Below are 13965 nucleotides of genomic sequence, written 5' to 3'. Positions count from 1 at the left end.
CTAATAGTATACAGGAGGTCTTCCATGAATGATAGATACCTTGTTATGACGCGCTTACGGATTTTGTATTCTCCTAGAGTGATTGATAGTCTGGATAAAATATATCAGTATATAGCGGAGGAAATCGGTTCTGTAGAGGCTGCGAGACGAAAAGTAGCCAATATTAGAAAAGATATTAATCGGCTAGAAATTTTCCCCCAAGCTGGATTTGATGCTGATGAAAAATTTGGTAAGAAATTAGACCCTCGCTACCAAACGCGAGGGTTGACCTTGAGTAAGGATTACATTGTATTGTATACAATTGTTGAGGATACCGTCAGACTTGCTTATTTACTCCCTTCAAAAAGTGATTACATGAAATTATTCAAGACTAAGTCAAGATATGACTAATTTATAATCTTGAAGAGGTATGTTTGGTGATGAATAAAAATCCTAGTTTGGCTAAGCCAAACTAGGATTTTCTGACACGTTTTTGTCTACGATAGCCGTTGAGTTTCTTATTTTCCCAGTAGCTATTAAAGATTTTTTCCTTGCTTTCGCGATTGATTTCCAAAAAGTAGGCATAAATCAAATCGATAAAGAAGAGCATAGGAAGTTGAGCGGATATTCGTTGGATATAGGAAGGCTGGCTGTGGGTGGCTACAAGAACAGTCTCTGTGTAGGCCTGGCTATCTTTATTGGGAACACTTGAAAAGAGTACAGTCTTTGCCCCCATCTCCTTGGCATCTAATAGACTATCTAAAATAGAAGGTGTTGTACCAGAAAGTGAGAAGCCCAGTACGAGACAATTTTCCTCCATAATGCTGGTTGTCCATGCAAAGCCATCTTGATCGGTCAAGGCTTCGCAGACCACACCCAGACGCATGAACCGCAATTTCATTTCACGGGCGACGAGGCCAGAACTCCCTGTTCCGAAGAAGTAGACACGCTCAGCATCTTCGATTAGCTGGGCAATTCGTTCTAGTTGGATTTCGTCAATCAAGTCTTGTGTTTGTTCCCTCATGTTGCTATAACTTCTGAGGACTCGTTTGGTCAGTGGACTGTGCTTGGAGACTTGGTTGGCTTGATTTTCTGCCTGATGTTGGTATTGGAAAATAAATTCTCGGTAGCCAGTAAAGCCACACTTTTTAGCAAAGCGGGTCAAAGCAGCTTGAGAAATATGTAATTTTTGGGTGACTTGTTGAGAAGATAAATCATCTGTAATCGTTTCAGCTTGCAAAAAATAGTGAGCGATTTCTTGCTCTAGGTCTGTCATTTCTTCAAAATGTGAATCAATGATAGTTGCGATATCTGGTTTGTCCATAGGGAAAGCTCCTTTACATGAGTCATACTGGAAGACTAGATCAGGGAATAGTCACACTTCATTATAACACATAATATAAGGATAGATAAATAAAAACGCATCTCTGTTTTAAAAACGAAAAAGTCGAAAAAGCTTCTTACTTTTCCATAATTTTCTACTCAAATTGTGGTACAATTAAGAATAAGATTTTAATTATACTCTTCGAAAATCTCTTCAAACTACGTCATCGTTGCCTTGCCGTACTCAAGTACAGCCTGCGGCTAGCTTCCTAGTTTGCTCTTTGATTTTCATTGAGTATTAGAAATGAGACTGATTTGTATGAGAAGATTTAACAGCCATTCGATTCCGATTCGGCTTAATTTATTGTTTTCAATCATCATTTTACTCTTTATGACCATTATTGGTCGTTTGTTGTATATGCAGGTTTTAAACAAGGATTTTTACGAAAAAAAGCTAGCATCAGCTAGTCAGACCAAGGTCACAAGCAGTTCTGCCCGTGGGGAAATTTATGATGCTAGTGGGAAACCTTTGGTAGAAAATACGCTAAAGAAGGTTGTTTCCTTTACGCGTAGCAATAAAATGACGGCTACAGACTTAAAAGAAACAGCTAAAAAGTTACTGACTTATGTGAGCATCAGCTCTCTAAATTTGACAGAACGCCAGCTGGCGGATTACTATTTGGCTGATTCTGAAATCTATAAACAGACAGTGGAGGCTCTCCCAAGCGAGAAACGCTTGGATTCAGATGGCAATCGCCTATCCGAATCAGAACTGTATAACAATGCGGTCGATAGTGTCCAAACGAGTCAACTAAACTATACAGAGGATGAAAAGAAAGAAATCTATCTTTTTAGTCAGTTAAATGCTGTTGGAAACTTTGCGACAGGTACCATTGCGACAGATCCTTTAAATGATTCTCAGGTGGCTGTTATTGCCTCTATTTCAAAGGAGATGCCTGGCATTAGTATTTCTACTTCTTGGGATCGAAAGGTTTTGGAAACTTCTCTTTCTTCTATAGTAGGGAGTGTATCCAGTGAAAAAGCTGGTCTCCCGGCGGAAGAAGCAGAAGCCTATCTTAAAAAAGGCTATTCTCTAAATGACCGTGTTGGAACTTCGTATTTGGAAAAGCAATATGAAGAGACCTTGCAAGGAAAACGCTCGGTAAAAGAAATCCATCTGGATAAATATGGTAATATGGAAAGCGTGGATACAATTGAGGAAGGTAGTAAGGGAAACAATATCAAGCTGACCATTGATTTGGCCTTCCAAGATAGCGTGGATGCTCTGCTGAAAAGTTATTTCAATTCCGAGCTAGGAAATGGAGGAGCCAAGTATTCTGAAGGTGTCTATGCAGTCGCCCTTAACCCCAAAACAGGTGCTGTTTTGTCTATGTCAGGACTCAAACATGACCTGAAAACGGGAGAGTTGACGCCTGATTCCTTGGGAACGGTAACCAATGTCTTTGTCCCAGGTTCGGTTGTCAAGGCTGCGACCATCAGCTCTGGCTGGGAAAATGGAGTCTTGTCAGGAAACCAGACCTTGACAGACCAGTCCATTGTCTTCCAAGGTTCAGCTCCCATCAATTCTTGGTATACTCAGGCTTACGGTTCATTCCCTATCACAGCAGTCCAAGCTCTGGAGTATTCATCTAATACCTATATGGTCCAAACAGCCTTAGGTCTTATGGGGCAAACCTACCAACCCAATATGTTTGTCGGCACCAGCAAGCTAGAGTCAGCTATGGGGAAATTGCGTTCAACCTTTGGTGAATATGGCTTGGGCTCTGCGACTGGGATTGACCTACCAGATGAATCTACTGGATTTGTTCCCAAAGAGTATAGCTTTGCTAATTACATTACTAATGCCTTTGGGCAGTTTGATAACTATACGCCCATGCAGTTGGCTCAGTATGTAGCAACTATTGCAAATGATGGTGTTCGTGTGGCTCCTCGTATTGTTGAAGGCATTTATGGTAATAATGATAAGGGAGGACTGGGCGACTTGATTCAGCAACTGAAACCGACAGAGATGAATAAGGTCAATATATCCGACTCCGATATGAGTGTCTTGCACCAAGGTTTTTATCAGGTTGCTCATGGGACTAGTGGATTGACAACTGGACGTGCCTTTTCAAATGGTGCCTTGGTATCCATTAGCGGAAAAACGGGTACAGCCGAAAGCTATGTGGCAGATGGCCAGCAAGCAACCAATACTAATGCGGTGGCCTATGCCCCGTCTGATAATCCCCAAATCGCTGTTGCAGTGGTCTTTCCTCATAATACCAATCTAACAAATGGTGTAGGACCTTCCATTGCGCGTGACATTATCAATCTGTATCAAAAATACCATCCAATGAACTAGAAAGGAATTTATGTTTTATCCAACACCCATTGCTAAGCTGATTGACAGTTATTCTAAGTTACCAGGTATCGGGATTAAGACGGCCACGCGTCTGGCCTTTTATACGATTGGGATGTCTGATGATGATGTCAATGAATTTGCAAAAAATCTCCTTTCTGCTAAGAGAGAATTGACCTACTGTTCTATTTGTGGACGTTTGACAGACGACGATCCTTGCTCTATCTGTACCGATCCAAGTCGTGACCAGACAACGATTTTGGTGTTAGAGGATAGTCGGGATGTGGCAGCCATGGAGAACATTCAAGAATACCACGGGCTCTATCATGTCTTACATGGTCTTATTTCTCCTATGAATGGTATCAGTCCAGATGATATCAATCTCAAGAGCCTCATGACTCGTCTGATGGATAGTGAGGTTTCAGAAGTGATCGTAGCCACAAATGCTACAGCAGATGGGGAAGCGACTTCCATGTATCTTTCCCGCTTACTCAAGCCAGCTGGGATCAAGGTTACGCGCCTGGCACGAGGCCTCGCTGTGGGAGCAGATATCGAGTATGCGGACGAAGTGACCCTCTTACGGGCTATTGAAAATCGAACAGAGTTGTAAGTGTAGACAAATTTACGAACTTCATTCATTTATAAAAAATCAAGGAGGCTGAAAATCGTTTATATCGGCCTCTTTTTGTATAGTGTGATGAGTAGGATCAGGTTCAAGTTTTAAAAAAACAAGCAAATATGATATACTAAAGAGCGAGTATTCTAGTAGAATTAGGACAAATAATATGAAACAAACGATTATTCTTTTATATGGTGGACGGAGTGCGGAACGCGAAGTCTCTGTCCTTTCAGCGGAAAGTGTCATGCGTGCGGTCAATTACGACCGTTTCACAGTCAAGACTTTCTTTATCAGTCAGTCAGGTGACTTTATCAAAACGCAGGAATTTAGTCAGACTCCGGGACAAGAAGACCGTCTTATGACCAATGAAACTATTGATTGGGATAAGAAAGTTGCACCAAGTGCTATCTATGAAGAAGGGGCAGTGGTCTTCCCAGTTCTTCACGGTCCGATGGGAGAAGATGGCTCTGTCCAAGGATTCTTAGAAGTTTTGAAAATGCCTTATGTCGGATGTAATATCTTGTCATCTAGCCTTGCCATGGACAAAATCACGACTAAGCGTGTTCTGGAATCTGCTGGTATTGCCCAAGTTCCTTATGTGGCTATCGTTGAAGGGGATGATGTGACTGCTAAAATCGCTGAAGTGGAAGAAAAATTGACTTATCCAGTCTTCACTAAGCCGTCAAACATGGGGTCTAGTGTCGGTATTTCTAAGTCTGAAAATCAAGAGGAACTTTGTCAAGCCTTGAAACTTGCCTTTCAATATGACAGCCGTGTCTTGGTAGAGCAAGGGGTAAATGCCCGTGAAATCGAGGTTGGTCTACTGGGTAACTACGATGTCAAAAGCACGCTGCCAGGAGAAGTTGTCAAGGATGTTGCCTTTTATGACTACGATGCCAAGTATATTGATAACAAGATTACTATGGACATCCCAGCTAAAATCAGTGATGATGTGGTAGCTGTCATGCGTCAAAATGCAGAAACTGCTTTCCGTGCCATTGGTGGTCTCGGTCTATCTCGTTGCGATTTCTTCTATACAGATAAGGGTGAGATTTTCCTAAACGAGCTGAATACCATGCCAGGTTTCACCCAGTGGTCAATGTATCCACTTCTTTGGGACAATATGGGAATCAGCTATCCAGACTTAATCGAGCGTTTGGTTGACCTTGCCAAGGAAAGTTTTGACAAGCGCGAAGCGCATTTGCTATAAAAAATGAAAGAGAGGGTAGAAGACAGAACCATCACTGCAAGGTGATCAGAGTTCTCGGACTTCAGCCCTTTTTAAAGGAGTAGAAATGAAATTAACAATCCATGAAGTGGCTCAAGTTGTCGGAGCTAAAAATGATATCAGCATCTTTGAGGATACCCGGTTAGAGAAAGCTGAGTTTGACAGTCGATTGATTGGGACTGGAGATTTATTTGTGCCACTCAAAGGTGTGCGTGATGGTCACGACTTTATCGAAACAGCCTTTGAAAATGGTGCGACAGCAACCTTGTCTGAGAAAGAGCTTGTAAATCATCCCTATATTCTAGTAGATGATGTATTGACTGCCTTTCAAACCCTAGCTGCCTACTATCTTGAGAAAATGGCTGTAGATGTCTTTGCTGTCACAGGTTCAAATGGTAAGACGACGACCAAGGATATGCTAGCGCATTTACTGTCAACGACCTACAAGACCTACAAAACTCAAGGAAACTACAATAATGAGATTGGTCTTCCATACACAGTTCTCCATATGCCTGAAGGAACAGAAAAGTTGGTTTTGGAGATGGGACAGGATCACTTGGGAGATATTCATCTCTTGTCTGAATTGGCTCATCCAAAGATAGCCATCGTGACCTTGGTTGGAGAAGCCCATTTGGCCTTTTTCAAAGACCGTTCGGAGATTGCCCAAGGAAAAATGCAAATTGCAGATGGCATGGCTTCGAATTCCTTGCTTTTGGCCCCAGCCGACTCCATTGTAGAGGCCTACTTGCCAACTGATAAAAAGGTGGTTCGTTTTGGGCAAGGAGCAGAGTTGGAAATCACAGACTTGGTTGAGCGTAAGGACAGTCTGACCTTTAAAGCTAATTTCTTGGAACAAGCCCTTGATTTGCCAGTGACTGGTAAGTACAATGCCACTAATGCTATGATTGCTGCTTATGTGGCCCTACAAGAAGGAGTTTCAGAAGAACAAATTTGTCAGGCCTTCCAAAATCTTGAATTGACGCGTAACCGTACCGAGTGGAAGAAAGCAGCCAATGGAGCAGACATCTTGTCAGATGTTTACAATGCCAATCCAACTGCTATGAAGCTGATTTTAGAGACCTTCTCTGCCATTCCAGCCAATGAAGGGGGCAAGAAAATTGCGGTTTTAGCGGACATGAAGGAACTGGGTAACCAGTCAGTTCAACTCCATAATCAGATGATTTTGAGCCTTTCTCCAGATGTGCTGGATACCGTGATTTTCTACGGAGAAGACATTGCTGAATTGGCCCAACTTGCCAGTCAAATGTTCCCAATTGGCCACGTTTACTATTTCAAGAAAACAGAAGACCAAGACCAATTTGAAGACCTAGTCAAGCAGGTCAAGGAAAGCCTCAGTGCCAATGATCAAATCTTGCTCAAGGGCTCTAACTCTATGAACCTAGCCATGTTGGTAGAAAGTTTAGAAAATGAAACCAAGTGATTTTGTCAAACATTTACGTATTTCTAAATCCATTTTTGACAAATAGCATGGTATAATAATATGCAGGAAAATTTTGAATTATGAGGAAGACTAGATGAATTTATGGGATATTTTTTTTACAACTCAGCCAACAGAACCACCTAAATTTGACCTTTTTTGGTATGTTAGCCTATTTACGCTCTTAGCCTTGACCTTTTATACAGCCTATCGCTATCGTGAAAAGAAGGTTTACCAACGATTTTTCCAGATTTTACAGGCCGTTCAGTTGATCCTTCTTTATGGTTGGTACTGGGTCAATCATATGCCATTGTCAGAAAGCCTACCCTTTTACCATTGCCGTATGGCTATGTTTGTGGTACTCTTGCTTCCTGGTCAGTCCAAATATAAACAATACTTTGCATTATTGGGAACATTTGGGACATTAGCAGCCTTTGTTTATCCAGTGCCAGATGCTTACCCTTTTCCACATATCACCATTTTATCCTTTATCTTTGGTCATTTAGCACTCTTGGGGAACTCACTGGTTTATCTCTTGAGACAGTACGATGCGAGAATGCTAGATGTGAAAAGAATTTTTCTCATGACCTTTGCATTAAATGCCTTAATTTTTGTGGTCAATTTGGTAACAGGTGGGGATTACGGATTCTTGACAAAACCGCCATTGGTTGGGGATCATGGTCTAGTAGCTAATTATTTACTTGTTTCAATTGTGCTGGTAGCTACTATCAGTTTGACTAAGAAAATCTTAGAATTCTTTTTAGCTCAAGAAGCAGAAAAAATGATTGCAAAGAAAGCTTAACACAGAGCTTTCTTTTTTTGTCTTAGAGAGTTTTTACAAGCAGCTTATAAAATAAGAATTTCTGAACATAGAAACTCAAAAATTGGCTGGGAAATTTAGGAAAAAAGCAAGCATGATTAAATTTTTTGTGTTATAATATTCTGTGAATAGCTATGCCTAAGTTTAGCTATGGAATAATACGAAGTGCGAAACTTGGAAGATAGAGAGGATGCGATGTAATGGCTAGAGAAGGCTTTTTTACAGGTCTAGATATTGGAACAAGCTCTGTCAAGGTGCTTGTAGCCGAGCAGAGAAATGGTGAATTAAATGTAATTGGCGTGAGTAATGCCAAAAGTAAAGGTGTAAAGGATGGAATTATTGTTGATATTGATGCAGCAGCAACTGCTATCAAGTCAGCCATTTCCCAAGCAGAAGAAAAGGCAGGCATTTCGATTAAATCAGTGAATGTCGGCTTGCCTGGTAATCTTTTGCAGGTAGAACCAACTCAAGGGATGATTCCAGTAACATCTGATACCAAGGAAATTACGGATCAAGATGTTGAAAATGTTGTCAAATCAGCTTTGACAAAGAGTATGACACCTGACCGTGAAGTCATTACCTTTATTCCTGAAGAATTTATTGTGGATGGTTTCCAAGGGATTCGTGACCCACGTGGCATGATGGGGGTTCGTCTTGAAATGCGTGGTTTGCTTTATACAGGTCCTCGCACTATTTTACATAACCTACGTAAGACAGTAGAACGTGTCGGACTACAGGTTGAAAATGTTATTATTTCACCACTAGCAATGGTTCAATCAGTTTTGAACGAAGGTGAACGTGAATTTGGTGCTACAGTGATTGATATGGGAGCAGGTCAAACGACTGTCGCTACAATCCGTAACCAAGAACTTCAGTTCACACATATTCTCCAAGAAGGTGGAGATTATGTAACTAAAGATATCTCCAAGGTTTTGAAAACCTCTCGCAAATTAGCGGAAGGCTTGAAACTGAATTACGGGGAAGCCTATCCGCCTCTTGCAAGCAAAGAAACCTTCCAAGTAGAAGTTATTGGAGAAGTAGAAGCAGTTGAAGTGACGGAAGCCTACTTGTCAGAAATTATTTCTGCACGAATTAAGCACATCCTTGAGCAAATCAAGCAAGAATTAGATAGAAGACGTCTATTGGAGCTCCCTGGTGGTATTGTCTTAATCGGTGGGAATGCCATTTTACCAGGTATGGTTGAACTTGCTCAGGAAGTCTTTGGCGTCCGTGTCAAGCTTTATGTTCCAAATCAAGTTGGTATCCGTAATCCAGCCTTTGCGCATGTGATTAGTTTATCAGAATTTGCGGGTCAATTAACAGAAGTGAATCTTTTGGCTCAGAGAGCGATAAAAGGTGAGAATGACTTAAGTCATCAGCCAATTAGTTTTGGTGGGATGCTGCAAAAGACAGCTCAGTTTGTACAATCAACGCCTGTTCAACCAGCTCCTGCTCCAGAAGTAGAGCCGGTGGCGCCTACAGAACCAATGGCGGATTTCCAACAAGCTTCACAAAATAAACCGAAATTAGCAGATCGTTTCCGTGGCTTGATCGGAAGCATGTTTGACGAATAAAGAGGAAAAATAAATTATGACATTTTCATTTGATACAGCTGCTGCTCAAGGTGCAGTGATTAAAGTAATTGGTGTCGGTGGAGGTGGTGGCAATGCCATCAACCGTATGGTCGACGAAGGTGTTACAGGCGTAGAATTTATCGCAGCAAACACAGATGTACAAGCATTGAGTAGTACAAAAGCTGAGACTGTTATTCAGTTGGGACCTAAATTGACTCGTGGTTTGGGTGCAGGAGGTCAACCTGAGGTTGGTCGTAAAGCTGCTGAAGAAAGCGAAGAAACACTGACGGAAGCTATCAGTGGCGCAGATATGGTCTTCATCACTGCTGGTATGGGAGGAGGCTCTGGAACTGGAGCTGCTCCTGTTATTGCTCGTATCGCCAAAGATTTAGGTGCTCTTACAGTTGGTGTTGTGACACGTCCCTTTGGTTTTGAAGGAAGCAAACGTGGACAATTTGCCGTTGAAGGAATCAACCAACTTCGTGAGCATGTAGATACTCTATTGATTATTTCAAACAACAACTTGCTTGAAATTGTTGATAAGAAAACACCGCTCTTGGAGGCTCTTAGCGAAGCGGATAACGTTCTTCGTCAAGGTGTTCAAGGGATTACCGATTTGATTACCAATCCAGGATTGATTAACCTTGACTTTGCCGATGTGAAAACAGTTATGGCAAATAAAGGGAATGCTCTCATGGGTATTGGTATCGGTAGTGGAGAAGAACGTGTGGTAGAAGCGGCGCGTAAGGCAATTTACTCTCCACTTCTTGAAACAACAATTGATGGAGCAGAAGATGTGATTGTCAACGTAACTGGTGGTCTCGATTTAACCTTGATTGAAGCTGAGGAGGCTTCACAAATTGTGAACCAGGCAGCAGGTCAAGGAGTGAACATCTGGCTCGGTACTTCAATTGATGAAAGTATGCGTGATGAAATTCGTGTAACAGTTGTCGCAACGGGTGTTCGTCAAGACCGCGTAGAGAAGGCTGTTGCTCCACAAGCTAGACCGACTACTAACTACCGTGAGACAGTGAAACCAGCTCATTCACATGGCTTTGATCGTCATTTTGATATGGCAGAAACAGCTGAATTGCCAAAACAAAATCCACGTCGTTTGGAACCAACTCAGGCATCTGCTTTTGGTGATTGGGATCTTCGCCGTGAATCGATTGTTCGTACAACAGATTCAGTCGTTTCTCCAGTTGAACGCTTTGAAGCCCCAACATCACAAGATGAAGATGAATTGGATACACCTCCATTTTTCAAAAATCGTTAAGTAAATGAATGTAAAAGAAAATACAGAACTTGTTTTTCGAGAAGTTGCAGAGGCTAGTCTGAGTGCTCATCGAGAGAGTGGTTCAGTCTCTGTCATTGCAGTTACCAAGTATGTAGATGTACCAACAGCGGAATCCTTGCTTCCGCTAGGTGTTCATCATATCGGTGAAAATCGTGTCGATAAGTTTCTGGAAAAATATGAAGCTTTAAAAGATCGAGATGTGACTTGGCATTTGATTGGTACCTTGCAAAGACGTAAGGTGAAAGATGTCATACAATTTGTCGATTATTTCCATGCCTTGGATTCAGTAAAGCTAGCGGAGGAAATCCAAAAAAGAAGTGACCGAGTCATCAAGTGTTTCCTTCAAGTAAATATTTCTAAAGAAGAAAGCAAGCACGGTTTTTCGAGAGAGGAACTGCTGGATATCTTGCCAGAGTTAGCCAGACTAGATAAGATTGAATATGTTGGTTTAATGACGATGGCACCTTTTGAGGCTAGAAGTGAGCAGTTGAAAGAAATTTTCAAGGCGACCCAAGATTTACAAAGAGAAATCCAAGAAAAACAAATTCCAAATATGCCTATGACCGAGTTAAGTATGGGAATGAGTCGTGATTATAAAGAAGCGATTCAATTCGGTTCCACCTTTGTTCGTATAGGTACAGCATTTTTTAAGTAGGAGAGAACCATGTCTTTAAAAGATAGATTCGATAGATTTATAGATTATTTTACGGAGGATGAGGATTCAAGTCTCCCTTATGAAAAAAGAGATGAGCCTGTGTTTACTCCAGTAAATTCTTCACAGGAACCGGCTCTCCCAATCACTCAAACTCCACAATCAGCTGGAACAAAGGAGAACAATATCACCAGACTTCATGCAAGACAACAGGAATTGGCAAATCAGAGTCAGCGTGCAACTGATAAGGTCATTATAGATGTTCGTTATCCTAGAAAATATGAAGACGCAACAGAAATTGTTGATTTATTGGCAGGAAACGAAAGTATCTTGATTGATTTTCAATATATGACTGAAGTGCAGGCTCGTCGTTGTTTGGATTACCTGGATGGGGCTTGCCATGTTCTAGCTGGAAGTCTGAAAAAAGTAGCTTCTACCATGTATCTGTTGACACCAGTGAATGTTATTGTGAATGTAGAAGATATTCGTTTGCCAGATGAAGATCAACAGGGTGAGTTTGATTTTGATATGAGACGAAATAGAGTACGATAATGATTTTTTTAATTCGTATGATTTATAATGCAGTGGATATTTACTCCCTGATTTTGGTAGCCTTTGCTGTCATGTCTTGGTTTCCAGGCGCCTACGAATCCAGTTTGGGTCGTTGGATTGTAGCGTTGGTAAAACCAGTGCTTGCTCCCTTGCAACGCCTGCCTTTACAGATAGCGGGCCTTGATTTATCTGTTTGGGTTGCGATTGTTTTGGTTCGATTTTTAGGAGAAAACCTAGTCCGTTTTCTGGCGATGATAGGATGAATAAAGGGATTTATCAGCATTTCTCCATAGAAGATCGTCCCTTTCTTGACAAGGGAATGGAATGGATAAAGAAGGTAGAAGATAGCTATGCTCCTTTTTTAACTCCTTTTATCAATCCTCATCAGGAGAAGCTATTAAAGATTTTGGCCAAAACCTATGGTCTTGCTTGTAGCAGTAGTGGGGAATTTGTCTCGAGTGAGTATGTTCGAGTTTTATTATACCCAGATTATTTCCAACCAGAGTTTTCAGATTTTGAAATATCTCTTCAGGAAATTGTGTATTCCAATAAATTTGAACATTTAACGCATGCTAAGATTTTAGGGACAGTCATCAATCAATTAGGGATTGAACGGAAACTTTTTGGAGATATCCTAGTAGATGAAGAACGGGCGCAGATTATGATTAATCAGCAGTTTCTTCTTCTCTTTCAAGATGGATTAAAGAAAATTGGTCGTATACCTGTTTCGCTGGAGGAACGTCCTTTCGCCGAGAAAATAGATAAGCTAGAACAGTATCGAGAACTGGATTTATCTGTGTCTAGTTTTCGATTAGATGTTCTTTTATCAAATGTTTTGAAACTATCTAGGAATCAAGCAAACCAGTTGATTGAAAAGAAACTTGTCCAAGTAAATTATCATGTGGTAGACAAATCAGATTACACTGTTCAAGTTGGAGATTTGATTAGTGTGAGAAAATTTGGTCGCTTGAGATTACTTCAAGATAAGGGACAAACGAAAAAAGAGAAGAAAAAAATAACCGTCCAGTTATTATTAAGTAAGTGAGGAATAGAATGCCAATTACATCATTAGAAATAAAGGACAAGACCTTTGGAACTCGATTCAGAGGCTTTGATCCAGAAGAAGTCGATGAATTTTTAGATATTGTGGTTCGTGATTACGAAGATCTTGTTCGTGCGAATCATGATAAAGATTTGCGTATTAAGAGTTTAGAAGAGCGTTTGTCTTACTTTGACGAAATGAAAGATTCATTGAGCCAGTCTGTATTGATTGCCCAAGACACAGCTGAGCGAGTGAAACAAGCAGCACATGAACGTTCAAACAATATCATTCATCAAGCAGAGCAGGATGCGCAACGCTTGTTGGAAGAAGCTAAATATAAGGCAAATGAGATTCTTCGTCAAGCAACAGACAATGCTAAGAAAGTTGCTGTTGAAACAGAAGAATTGAAGAATAAGAGCCGTGTCTTCCACCAACGTCTCAAATCTACAATTGAGAGTCAGTTGGCTATTGTTGAATCTTCAGACTGGGAAGATATTCTTCGCCCAACAGCTACTTATCTTCAAACCAGTGATGAAGCCTTTAAAGAAGTGGTTAGCGAGGTACTTGGAGAACCGATTCCAGCTCCAATTGAGGAAGAACCAATTGATATGACACGTCAGTTCTCTCAAGCAGAAATGGCAGAGTTACAGGCTCGTATTGAAGCAGCCAATAAAGAATTGGCTGAATTTGAAGCTCAGACTAAACAGGAAGTGGAAGCTCCAACTCCTGTAGTGGGTCCTCAAATGGAAGAAGAACCTGCTCATCCAGTTGGTCCAATGTATGAAGAGCCAGAAGTAGCTCCAGTACATCCTTCGGCTCCAACACCAGCTACAGAAACATTTGATTCAGCACCAGGATTTGAAGCACCGCAAGAATCCGTTACAATTTTATAAGAAATATTCTGAGAACAATATCTTATCCTTATATTTCCAGCGAGCAGGAGATGGTGTGAGTCCTGTAATCCCTATTGATAAGATTATCCTCTCAAAAACTCAAGTCTGAATGGAGTAAGATTTGACGTTCCCCACGTTACGGGATAAGAGGGAGAAAGACTAAATCTTTTTCCGAATAAAGGTGGTACC

General features: G+C 41.1%; 14 protein-coding genes. 13 read left to right on the top strand and 1 reads right to left on the bottom strand.

Annotation, left to right across the window (positions count from 1 at the left end; translation table 11 throughout):
* Positions 1 to 24: 24 nt before the first annotated feature.
* Positions 25 to 390, top strand: coding sequence for a type II toxin-antitoxin system RelE/ParE family toxin (locus HT729_RS07635; protein ID WP_240164427.1), 366 nt, complete (start codon positions 25 to 27; stop codon positions 388 to 390).
* Positions 391 to 451: 61 nt separating this feature from the next.
* Here HT729_RS07635 and HT729_RS07630 read toward each other — a convergent pair whose 3' ends face one another.
* Entirely contained in the window at positions 452 to 1303 is an 852-nt protein-coding gene (locus HT729_RS07630) for a MurR/RpiR family transcriptional regulator (protein WP_023936026.1), read from the bottom strand.
* A 303-nt stretch (positions 1304 to 1606) separates the two neighbouring features.
* Here HT729_RS07630 and pbp2b point away from each other — a divergent pair, with 303 nt between their 5' ends.
* The 12 genes from pbp2b to HT729_RS07570 all read left to right on the top strand — a co-directional run bounded on the left by pbp2b (position 1607) and on the right by HT729_RS07570 (position 13776).
* The gene (pbp2b, locus tag HT729_RS07625) at positions 1607 to 3664 is read left to right on the top strand and encodes a penicillin-binding protein 2B (protein WP_172931862.1); all 2058 of its coding nucleotides are present in this window, start codon (positions 1607 to 1609) and stop codon (positions 3662 to 3664) included.
* Positions 3665 to 3674: 10 nt separating this feature from the next.
* Positions 3675 to 4271 carry a recombination mediator RecR gene (gene recR / locus HT729_RS07620; protein ID WP_138705208.1) on the top strand — a complete coding sequence of 199 codons (597 nt, stop codon included), beginning with the start codon at positions 3675 to 3677 and terminating at the stop codon, positions 4269 to 4271.
* Positions 4272 to 4446: 175 nt separating this feature from the next.
* Entirely contained in the window at positions 4447 to 5490 is a 1044-nt protein-coding gene (locus tag HT729_RS07615; protein WP_138705207.1) for a D-alanine--D-alanine ligase, read from the top strand.
* A gap of 85 nt (positions 5491 to 5575) precedes the next feature.
* Complete coding sequence (gene murF, locus HT729_RS07610; protein WP_138705206.1) at positions 5576 to 6949, top strand: UDP-N-acetylmuramoyl-tripeptide--D-alanyl-D-alanine ligase; 1374 nt, start codon at positions 5576 to 5578, stop codon at positions 6947 to 6949.
* A 94-nt stretch (positions 6950 to 7043) separates the two neighbouring features.
* Complete coding sequence (locus HT729_RS07605) at positions 7044 to 7748, top strand: TIGR02206 family membrane protein (RefSeq protein ID WP_054388023.1); 705 nt, start codon at positions 7044 to 7046, stop codon at positions 7746 to 7748.
* A gap of 218 nt (positions 7749 to 7966) precedes the next feature.
* Positions 7967 to 9340: a cell division protein FtsA gene (gene ftsA / locus HT729_RS07600; protein WP_023936022.1), complete on the top strand. Its 1374-nt coding sequence runs from the start codon at positions 7967 to 7969 to the stop codon at positions 9338 to 9340.
* Positions 9341 to 9356: 16 nt separating this feature from the next.
* Positions 9357 to 10616 (top strand): cell division protein FtsZ, encoded by a 1260-nt coding sequence (gene ftsZ / locus HT729_RS07595; RefSeq protein ID WP_000144268.1) that lies wholly within the window; start codon positions 9357 to 9359, stop codon positions 10614 to 10616.
* A gap of 4 nt (positions 10617 to 10620) precedes the next feature.
* The gene (locus HT729_RS07590) at positions 10621 to 11292 is read left to right on the top strand and encodes a YggS family pyridoxal phosphate-dependent enzyme (RefSeq protein WP_001101087.1); all 672 of its coding nucleotides are present in this window, start codon (positions 10621 to 10623) and stop codon (positions 11290 to 11292) included.
* A 9-nt stretch (positions 11293 to 11301) separates the two neighbouring features.
* Entirely contained in the window at positions 11302 to 11841 is a 540-nt protein-coding gene (locus tag HT729_RS07585) for a cell division protein SepF (RefSeq protein WP_000053381.1), read from the top strand.
* Positions 11841 to 12104 carry a YggT family protein gene (locus tag HT729_RS07580; RefSeq protein ID WP_000576513.1) on the top strand — a complete coding sequence of 88 codons (264 nt, stop codon included), beginning with the start codon at positions 11841 to 11843 and terminating at the stop codon, positions 12102 to 12104. Before HT729_RS07585 ends, HT729_RS07580 begins: the two co-directional genes overlap by 1 nt.
* A complete protein-coding gene (locus HT729_RS07575; RefSeq protein ID WP_001032411.1) occupies positions 12101 to 12886 on the top strand; it encodes an RNA-binding protein in 786 nt (261 codons plus the stop codon). The genes HT729_RS07580 and HT729_RS07575 overlap by 4 nt, the downstream gene beginning before the upstream one ends.
* Before the next feature lie 8 nt (positions 12887 to 12894).
* The gene (locus tag HT729_RS07570; RefSeq protein ID WP_001123177.1) at positions 12895 to 13776 is read left to right on the top strand and encodes a DivIVA domain-containing protein; all 882 of its coding nucleotides are present in this window, start codon (positions 12895 to 12897) and stop codon (positions 13774 to 13776) included.
* Positions 13777 to 13965 lie beyond the last annotated feature (189 nt).

This window comes from Streptococcus sp. 79 (assembly GCF_013277425.1).
GTDB lineage: Bacteria > Bacillota > Bacilli > Lactobacillales > Streptococcaceae > Streptococcus > Streptococcus pseudopneumoniae.
This window is presented reverse-complemented; position numbering and strand designations above follow the sequence as displayed.

Bases quoted from the DNA above. Each gene is read 5' to 3' on its own strand.
- ftsA (WP_023936022.1), top strand. From the start codon at position 7,967: ATGGCTAGAGAAGGCTTTTTTACAGGTCTAGATATTGGAACAAGCTCT.
- HT729_RS07575 (WP_001032411.1), top strand. From the start codon at position 12,101: ATGAATAAAGGGATTTATCAGCATTTCTCCATAGAAGATCGTCCCTTT.
- ftsZ (WP_000144268.1), top strand. From the start codon at position 9,357: ATGACATTTTCATTTGATACAGCTGCTGCTCAAGGTGCAGTGATTAAA.
- HT729_RS07615 (WP_138705207.1), top strand. From the start codon at position 4,447: ATGAAACAAACGATTATTCTTTTATATGGTGGACGGAGTGCGGAACGC.
- HT729_RS07585 (WP_000053381.1), top strand. From the start codon at position 11,302: ATGTCTTTAAAAGATAGATTCGATAGATTTATAGATTATTTTACGGAG.
- HT729_RS07605 (WP_054388023.1), top strand. From the start codon at position 7,044: ATGAATTTATGGGATATTTTTTTTACAACTCAGCCAACAGAACCACCT.
- HT729_RS07580 (WP_000576513.1), top strand. From the start codon at position 11,841: ATGATTTTTTTAATTCGTATGATTTATAATGCAGTGGATATTTACTCC.
- HT729_RS07630 (WP_023936026.1), bottom strand. From the start codon at position 1,303: ATGGACAAACCAGATATCGCAACTATCATTGATTCACATTTTGAAGAA.
- recR (WP_138705208.1), top strand. From the start codon at position 3,675: ATGTTTTATCCAACACCCATTGCTAAGCTGATTGACAGTTATTCTAAG.
- murF (WP_138705206.1), top strand. From the start codon at position 5,576: ATGAAATTAACAATCCATGAAGTGGCTCAAGTTGTCGGAGCTAAAAAT.
- HT729_RS07635 (WP_240164427.1), top strand. From the start codon at position 25: ATGAATGATAGATACCTTGTTATGACGCGCTTACGGATTTTGTATTCT.
- pbp2b (WP_172931862.1), top strand. From the start codon at position 1,607: ATGAGACTGATTTGTATGAGAAGATTTAACAGCCATTCGATTCCGATT.
- HT729_RS07570 (WP_001123177.1), top strand. From the start codon at position 12,895: ATGCCAATTACATCATTAGAAATAAAGGACAAGACCTTTGGAACTCGA.
- HT729_RS07590 (WP_001101087.1), top strand. From the start codon at position 10,621: ATGAATGTAAAAGAAAATACAGAACTTGTTTTTCGAGAAGTTGCAGAG.